The following is a 7769-nucleotide window of genomic DNA, read 5'->3' on the forward strand; positions in this document are numbered from 1 at the left end:
CCGCCATGGCCCGCGCCGCGGCGCTGACCGGCGTGCGCGAGCACGCTTCGGCGCAGCTCGCCCGCGGTTGGGGCGCACATGTGCACGCCGGCGTAGACGACGCGTCGTTCCTCGGGGGCGGACCGGCCCACGCAGACGGGCCCTCCGCATCCGAACGCGTGCTGGTGAGCCTGTCGGGCTGGTTCGCCGGACGCTCCGCCGATGCGGTCGAGCGCGGCATCGCGGCGCTGCTCGATCAGGCCGCCGACACAGTGGGGTCCGTCGTGTTCCACGCGCACTTCGGCCCCGAGTCGGCGGGAGCCGAGCCTGCCGGCGACGCTGCGCTGCACGAACGGGTGCGAGCCCGGATGCGACGCCCGAGCATCGTGCTGCCCAGCGGCGACTCGCTGACCGCCGCGCGGCTGGCCCGTACGTCGCGCCTTCTCATGACCAGCCGCTACCACCCAGCCGTGTTCGCCGCACCGGCGGGCGTGCCGATCATCGCGCTGGCCGCCGACGAGTACACGCACATCAAGCTCTCGGGCGCGCTCGGCCACTGGCACCAGGACGGCGTCGTCGACCTCGACGGTCTCGCGGATGCTCCTGCGCGCCTCACCGAGATCGCCGCCTCCGCGGCCGCCACGACGGATGGCGCCGCCGAGCGTATCCACCACCACCGCGTGGACGCCGCCGGCTGGTGGGACGCCGTCGCCGACGCACTGCGCTGACGCTCCGCGTCCCCCTCTCAACGCGAGAAACCACTTCCCGCGGGAGACACACGCTCGAACGTGGTGTCTCGGGCAGGAAGTGGTTTCTCGGTGAGGGTGGCCCTCAGCAGCCGTAGTACAGCTCGAACTCGTACGGGTGCGGGCGCTGGGCCATCGGCAGGATCTCGTTGTCGTACTTGTACGAGATCCACGTGTCGATGAGCTCCTGCGTGAACACGCCGCCCTCGAGGAGGAAGTCGTGGTCCTTGCGCAGCGCCTCGAGTGAGTCGAGCAGCGAGTTCGGCACCTGCGGGATGTTCGCCGCTTCCTCCGGGGGCAGCTCGTACAGGTCCTTGTCGATGGGCTCCATCGGCTCGATGCGGTTCTTGATGCCGTCCAGGCCCGCCATCAGCTGTGCGGCGAAGGCGAGGTAGGGGTTCGACGAGGCATCCGGCACCCGGAACTCGATGCGCTTCGCCTTGGGGTTCGAGCCGGTGAGGGGGATGCGGATCGCCGCCGAGCGGTTGCCGGCGGAGTAGGCGAGGTTCACCGGCGCCTCGAAGTGCTTCACCAGGCGGTGGTAGCTGTTCAGCGTCGGGTTGGTGAACGCGAGCACGGCGTGGGCGTGCTTGAGCAGGCCGCCGATGTACCAGCGAGCGATGTCGCTGAGCTGGCCGTAGCCGGCTTCGTCGAAGAACAGCGGCTTGCCGTCGAGCCAGAGCGACTGGTGCGTGTGCATGCCGGAGCCGTTGTCGCCGAAGAGCGGCTTGGGCATGAACGTGACCGTCTTGCCCCACTCCTCGGCCGTGTTCTTGATGATGTACTTGAACTTCAGGATGTCGTCGGCCGCGCTGACCATCGTGTCGAAGCGGTAGTTGATCTCCTGCTGTCCGGCCGTGCCCACCTCGTGGTGCGAGCGCTCGAGGTGGAAGCCCGTGTCGATCAGGCGCAGGGTCATGTCGTCGCGGAGATCGGCGGTCTTGTCCACTGGGGCGACGGGGAAGTAGCCGCCCTTGAACGGCGTCTTGTTGCCCAGGTTGCCGCCCTCCTCCTCACGACCGGAGTTCCACGCCGCCTCCTCGGAGTCGATCTTGTGGAAGCTCTCGCCGCCGGTCACCGAGTAGCGCACGTCGTCGAAGATATAGAACTCCGCTTCGGGGGCGAAGAAAGCCGTGTCGGCGATGCCGGTCGATGCGAGGTACTTCTCGGCCTTCTTGGCGACCTGGCGCGGGTCCTTGCTGTAGATCTCGCCGGTGCGCGGGTTGTAGATGTCGAAGATCATCACCAGGGTCTTCGCCGCGCGGAACGGGTCGAGGTAGGCGGTGGTGACGTCGGGGATCAGCTGCATGTCCGACTCGTGGATGCTCGCGAAACCGCGGATCGACGACCCGTCGAAGAGCTGCCCGTCGCGGAAGAAGTCGTCGTCGACCGTCGAGGCGGGGATGTTGAAGTGCTGCTGGACCCCCGGAAGGTCGGTGAATCGGATGTCGAGGAATTTGACGTCGTTCTCCTCGATGTAGCGGATGACCTCAGCGGGCTCTGTGAACATGTACGACTCCTGATCGGGTATCGGTTGCATCAACCTTACGCAGGTTATGCGTACGGAGTTTCCCAGCCGTGTCCGCTGTGTTTCGGGCATGTTACAGCCGCTCGGTAGGCTGGAGGGGTGAGTGATTACCCCGGCGAACGCCTCGGAATGCCCGTCTCCGGACCGGGGAGCATCGCCCGTCCCGGTCGCCGGATCGGCGCCCTGCTGATCGACTATCTCGCAGCGACGATCATCGCGATCGGCTTCCTCGGATACGACCCGCTCGAACTGCCCGCCGAGGCCGGCTGGCGTCAGTTCGCACCCATGATGGTCTTCGCCGTGCTGCAGATCGTGTTCCTCGCGACCGCGAACGGCAGCCCCGGACACCGGATGCTCGGCATGCGCGTGCAGCGTCTGGACGGCGCCTGGGTGGGGCTGTGGCGTCCGATCGTTCGCACGCTGCTGCTGGTGTTCGTCATCCCGGCCGTGATCTGGGATGCCGATCAGCGGGGCCTGCACGACAAGATCGCCGGCACGGTGCTGATCCGCGGCTGAGCACCTGAGCCCTCCGTCGAGTCAGCGCCCGCGGTTGCGGTTGCGCATCTCACGCGGCGCGCGACCGCCGAGGAACGAGCGTGCGGGGTCGACGAGGAACCCCTGTCGCAGCGCCTCGCGGCCGATCAGCATCCGGAAGCCCATCTCGTCCCGATTGGTGAGCGTGACCTCGGCGTCCACCTCACGGCCGACCAGCCGGACGCGCATCGTCACGACGATGCGGTGCTCGGTGTGGCCCGACGAGCTGCGCACGGCGCGCCGGTCGTGCACGCGTGTCTCGTGCACCACGGCGTCGGCGGTGCTGTCCTGCCACGGGTGCATGGCGAAACGCACCCAGTCCTCGCCATCGCGCTCGAACTCGGTCACATCGAAGGCGTGCAGCGACGACGTGCGCGCGCCCGTGTCGACCTTGGCCTTGAGCCAGTCGATGCCCAGATCCGGCAGACCCACCCACTCCCGCCAACCTGTGGACGTGTTTGAATGAGAGGACCGTGTCACCACTACATCCTGGCAGGAAACCTCTGTGAAGATCGCTGTTCTCTCGCGCGCCCCGCACTCGTACTCGACGCAGCGACTCAGAGCCGCGGCGCAGCAGCGCGGACACGATGTCAAGGTGCTGAACACCCTGCGGTTCGCGATCGACCTCACCGCCGACGCGCCCGATCTCTTCTTCCGCGGCAAGCAGCTCAGCGAGTACGACGCGATCCTGCCCCGCATCGGCAACTCGATCACGTACTTCGGCACCGCCGTGGTGCGCCAGTTCGAGCAGATGGACGTCTACACGCCGAACACCGCGAACGGCATCTCGAGCGCGCGCGACAAGCTGCGTGCCAACCAGATCCTGTCGCGGCACAACATCGCGATGCCCGCGACGGCGTTCGTGCGCAACCGCGCCGATGTGCGCCCCGCGATCGAGCGGGTCGGCGGCGCGCCCGTCGTCATCAAGCTGCTCGAGGGCACGCAGGGCATCGGCGTGATCCTCGCCCCGCAGGTCAAGGTGGCCGAGGCGATCATCGAGACGCTGCATTCGACGAAGCAGAACGTGCTCATCCAGAAGTTCATCGCCGAGAGCCGTGGCCGTGACATCCGCGCACTCGTGGTCGGCGACCGGGTCGTCGCCGCCATGCGCCGCGTCGCCGACGGCGACGAGTTCCGCTCGAACGTGCACCGCGGCGGCCGGGTGGAGCCGGTCACCCTCGACCCGGTGTACGAGCAGACGGCGGTGCGCTCGGCCCAGATCATGGGCCTGCGCGTCGCGGGAGTGGACATGCTGGAGAGCGACGACGGACCCCTGGTCATGGAGGTCAACTCGTCGCCGGGGCTGCAGGGCATCGAGACGGCGACGAAGCTCGACGTGGCGGGCGCCATCATCGACTACATCGCGAACCAGGTGGCGTTCCCCGACATCGACGTCCGTCAGCGGCTGAGCGTGTCGACCGGGTACGGCGTGGCCGAGCTGCTCATCCACTCGGGCGCAGGCCAGGTCGGCATGCAGCTGGGCGACCTGGGGCTGTGGGATCGCGACATCACCGTGCTCACGCTGCACCGCGGCGTCAGCGTGATCCCCAACCCGCGCAAGCACGTCGTGCTCGAGGCGGAAGACCGACTGCTGTGCTTCGGCAAGCTCGAGGAGATGCGCTCGATGATCCCTGAGAAGCGCCGCCGCCGTCCGCGCGTGCGCCGGCTGCCGAAGGAGCCGCTGGGCGAGTGATGTGCCGGCGGCCCACGGAGTCGCTCTGGGCCGGTGATGATCAGCAGAACGGCCCCTCTCGGTCACGAGAGGGGCCGTTCTGCGGCTGAGGGCTCTGCGCCGGTCAGCGCGGACGCTGCGAGCGCACGCGGGTGGGGTCGATGCCCTTGGGGATGGGCAGCGACGACAGCGACTGCGACACCGACTCGATGCGGCGGATGACTGCGGCCATGGTGGCCTTGTCGATCGCCTTCGGCAGCTTCTTGATGGTCTTCGACAGGTCGGCGATGGCGACGTCGTCATCGCCGTGGCCGACGTAGAGCACCGTGACCGGCACGCCGTGGGCGACGCGCTGCGACTTCTGACGCTCTTCGTTGATGAGGCGGGTGAGACGACCGCGCGCGCCCTCGCCGACGATGACGATGCCGCCGCGACCGACCACGCGGTACACGGCCTCCTGGGTCTTCGGGTTGATGCCGACGGGGGTGTCCGACGCCGACCACCTGCGACCGAGGCTGGTGCTGAGGACGTGGCCGCTCGCTCCGGGCATCCCGTCGATCTTCGCGTACATCGCCGTCGTCGACAGACGCGTCATGAGGAACATCGCGCCGAGAATTCCGAACATCAGGCCGGTGACACCCCACAGGATCAGGCCCAGGACGGATGCGCCGCTGATGAGGAAGCCGATGATCAGACCGATCAGCACGCCCGCGATGAGGATGGCGATCTGCGCCCACGGGAGCCAGCCGTACACGTCCCGCGTGAAACGGAACAGGGAACGGATCTGCGAGAAGAAGCCGGGCCGCTTCTCGGTGACGGGAGCACTCTTTGCCATGCGTACAGCCTACCGATTCCGGGATGATCGTTCTTCCTGCACAACCGGCGAAATCGTCTCGATCATCCCCGGATCCGCTCTTCTCGGCGGTGACGGGCGACGTGGCGCGCTGAGATGGTCGAATGGATGAGACAGCAGCGCTGATGCCGGGCGCGCATCGCGCGATCCGGATGCTGGATGCGCAGGAATCCGCGTACGCCGGCGAGCTGATCACCGATGGTGAGCGACGGGGCGTACGGGTGGACGCCGAGACCGTCGGCGAGCAGCTGTGGATGCTCGCCGGTGCGGAGCACGTCGCCGGCGTGCGCGACGTGCTGCGCACGCCCGACGGACACGATGCGGTGCTTCCGTGGTGCGCGGATCGCGTCGAGGTGTTCCTCGGGCGCCGTGCGGCGGCCGAGAGCGCCCTGTCGGCGGGGGAGACGGTCACGCTGGTCGGCAGTCTGCTGCGCGGCATCGTGGAGATCGGCGATCGGAGCATCACCGGTCGATGGTGGCTCACCGACGAGGCGCGTCCGGTGTTCGTCCCCAGTGAGGGCATGGCCTGCACCGAGGCGGCCATCGCACTCATCGCCCGACTGCGGGAGGGCTGCACGGATCGCGCGATGAGCAGGCTGCTCGGCGAGATCGGGGCGGCGGTGGGCGATCAGCGCATGGTCCGCCGTGAGATCGAGCGGTGGGAGCGCGAGCTGACCGAGCTGGCGGCACCGCGCGCACTGGTCCGCGAGGGGTTCGCACCCGAGCGGGTGGTCGCGATCGACGCACATGCCGCCCGTCTGCATCAGGATGCGGACCTGCTGGCAGCTGAGCAGCGCCCGCTGCAGCGCCTGCAGGCCCGCCTGCTCGCCGCGGGTGCGCCCCTAATGGCGGGTGTGAGCAGCCGGCTCCGGCGGGATAGGGCGGCGGTCGTGCCGGCACGCGGTGCGGCGCAGCCGCCTGCTCGCGCGCCGCGTGGCCGCATGCTGATCGTCGGCGCGGCGGCAGCCGCGCTCGTCCTGGTCGGCGGCCTGATGTGGCCGACCACGGAGGAGGACTCCGCGGCGACCGAGCAGGCGCGAGAGGCGATCCCGGGCGCGGCATCTCAGACTGCTCCGGATGCCCCGACCGAGCCGCAGAACGGGCATCCGGAGTCGACCGATCCCGATCCGACGTCGTCTCCTGTTCCCGAAGCCGGTCAGGGGCAGGATGCCGTGCTCGACGGCTCCGCAGAACAGCGCGCCGCGACGCTGCTGGCGATCCTGCGGGAGTGCGCGCGGACGCGTGATGCGGCGTGCCCCGCCGCTGTGGTCGACGGTGCTGCGGCGACGGTGCAGGAGCGGCTCGCGGGAACGGATGCGAAGCGCACGATCTCGGCGGTGGAGGACTACGGCGATGTGAGCGTGCTGCGCCTCGGGGAGTCGGGGGAGCGCGGCGAGCAGATGCTCGTGCTCGTCAGCCAGGAAGACCGATGGCTGGTCCGCGACGTGTACGACGTCGCGAACCAGCCATCGGGTCAGGGGTGAGCGCGTTCAGATCCCCAGGTTCGCCGCGAACTCCGCCGACTCGAGTCGGGTCTTGATCGCGCCGAGGAAGCGGGCTGCGTCCGCGCCGTCGATCGTGCGGTGGTCGTACGAGATCGCCAGGTACACGTACGAGCGGACTGCGATGGCATCCACACCGTCGACCGTGACCACGCCGGGGCGCTTGAACACGACGCCGGTGCCGAGGATCGCCGACTGGGGCAGGAACACCAGGGGTGTGTCGAACAGCGCGCCGCGCGAGCCCGTGTTGGTCACCGTGAAGGTGCCGCCGGCGAGCTCGTCGGGCTTCAGCTTGTTGTCGCGGGTGCGGGCCGCCAGGTCGGCGATCTCCTGCGCGAGCTGGGCGATGTTCTTCGTCCCCGCGTCGCGGACGACCGGGGTGAGCAGGCCGCGCTCGGTGTCGACCGCGATCGAGATGTTCTCGCTCGCCGGGTAGACGATCGAGTCGCCGTCGACGGTCGAGTTGATGATCGGGAAGGCCTGCAGCGCCTCGGCGGCGGCGAGCGTGAAGAAAGGCAGGAACGACAGCTTCGCGCCGGTCTTCTGGTTGAACTCGTCCTTCTTCGCGTTGCGGAACGCCGCGAGCCTGGTGACGTCCACCTCGACGAAGGTCGTCAGCTGAGCGGTCTGCTGCATCGAGGCCACGGCGCGTTCGGCGACGACCTTGCGCAGACGCGACATCTTCTGCGTCGTGCCGCGCAGCGGCGAGACCTCGAGCGCGGGAGCCGACGGAGCTGCAGTCTCAGCGGCCGGTGCCTGCGACTTCGACTCGGCAGCCTTGAGGACATCCTCCTTGCGGATGCGTCCGCCCACACCGGTTCCGGTGACGGTCGACAGGTCGACGCCCTGCTGGCTGGCCAGGCGGCGCACCAGCGGAGTCACGTAGAGCGAGTCGGAGTATGCCTGCTGGGCGGGTGCCTGCTGGGCGGGTGCCTGCTGGGCGGGTGCCTGCTGG

General features: G+C 68.8%; 8 protein-coding genes. 4 read left to right on the top strand and 4 right to left on the bottom strand.

Translation table 11 applies throughout. The features are described from left to right. Positions 1–707, top strand: a 707-nt coding sequence (locus RT309_RS12325; protein ID WP_396654451.1) for a polysaccharide pyruvyl transferase family protein, incomplete at its 5' end; no start/stop codon positions are given. Between the two features lie 103 nt (positions 708–810). Here the strand turns inward: RT309_RS12325 and glnA are convergent. After that, positions 811–2235, bottom strand: coding sequence for a type I glutamate--ammonia ligase (glnA, locus tag RT309_RS12330; protein ID WP_313357448.1), 1425 nt, complete (start codon positions 2233–2235; stop codon positions 811–813). A gap of 147 nt (positions 2236–2382) precedes the next feature. Between glnA and RT309_RS12335 the strand changes: the two genes are divergently transcribed. Further along, positions 2383–2769 (top strand): RDD family protein, encoded by a 387-nt coding sequence (locus RT309_RS12335; protein ID WP_396654452.1) that lies wholly within the window; start codon positions 2383–2385, stop codon positions 2767–2769. Between the two features lie 21 nt (positions 2770–2790). Here RT309_RS12335 and RT309_RS12340 read toward each other — a convergent pair whose 3' ends face one another. Further along, positions 2791–3267, bottom strand: coding sequence for an ATP-dependent zinc protease (locus tag RT309_RS12340; RefSeq protein WP_313357451.1), 477 nt, complete (start codon positions 3265–3267; stop codon positions 2791–2793). A 25-nt stretch (positions 3268–3292) separates the two neighbouring features. Here RT309_RS12340 and RT309_RS12345 point away from each other — a divergent pair, with 25 nt between their 5' ends. Continuing rightward, positions 3293–4480, top strand: coding sequence for a RimK family alpha-L-glutamate ligase (locus tag RT309_RS12345; RefSeq protein WP_313357453.1), 1188 nt, complete (start codon positions 3293–3295; stop codon positions 4478–4480). 103 nt (positions 4481–4583) lie between these two features. On the opposite strand, the gene RT309_RS12350 is transcribed toward RT309_RS12345, so the two are convergent. After that, positions 4584–5294, bottom strand: coding sequence for a DUF4191 domain-containing protein (locus RT309_RS12350; protein WP_313357455.1), 711 nt, complete (start codon positions 5292–5294; stop codon positions 4584–4586). Between the two features lie 122 nt (positions 5295–5416). Between RT309_RS12350 and RT309_RS12355 the strand changes: the two genes are divergently transcribed. Continuing rightward, entirely contained in the window at positions 5417–6796 is a 1380-nt protein-coding gene (locus tag RT309_RS12355) for a hypothetical protein (RefSeq protein ID WP_313357457.1), read from the top strand. A gap of 6 nt (positions 6797–6802) precedes the next feature. Here RT309_RS12355 and RT309_RS12360 read toward each other — a convergent pair. Further along, positions 6803–7769: 2-oxo acid dehydrogenase subunit E2 (locus tag RT309_RS12360; RefSeq protein ID WP_313357459.1), on the bottom strand; the 967-nt coding region annotated here is incomplete at its 5' end.

It is taken from the genome of Microbacterium sp. (assembly GCF_032084865.1).
Taxonomy (GTDB): Bacteria; Actinomycetota; Actinomycetes; order Actinomycetales; family Microbacteriaceae; genus Microbacterium.

What these genes read in the sequence shown, in the direction of transcription:
- RT309_RS12335 (WP_396654452.1), top strand. Translation starts at nt 2,383, where the DNA reads ATGCCCGTCTCCGGACCGGGGAGCATCGCCCGTCCCGGTCGCCGGATC.
- glnA (WP_313357448.1), bottom strand. Translation starts at nt 2,235, where the DNA reads ATGTTCACAGAGCCCGCTGAGGTCATCCGCTACATCGAGGAGAACGAC.
- RT309_RS12350 (WP_313357455.1), bottom strand. Translation starts at nt 5,294, where the DNA reads ATGGCAAAGAGTGCTCCCGTCACCGAGAAGCGGCCCGGCTTCTTCTCG.
- RT309_RS12355 (WP_313357457.1), top strand. Translation starts at nt 5,417, where the DNA reads ATGGATGAGACAGCAGCGCTGATGCCGGGCGCGCATCGCGCGATCCGG.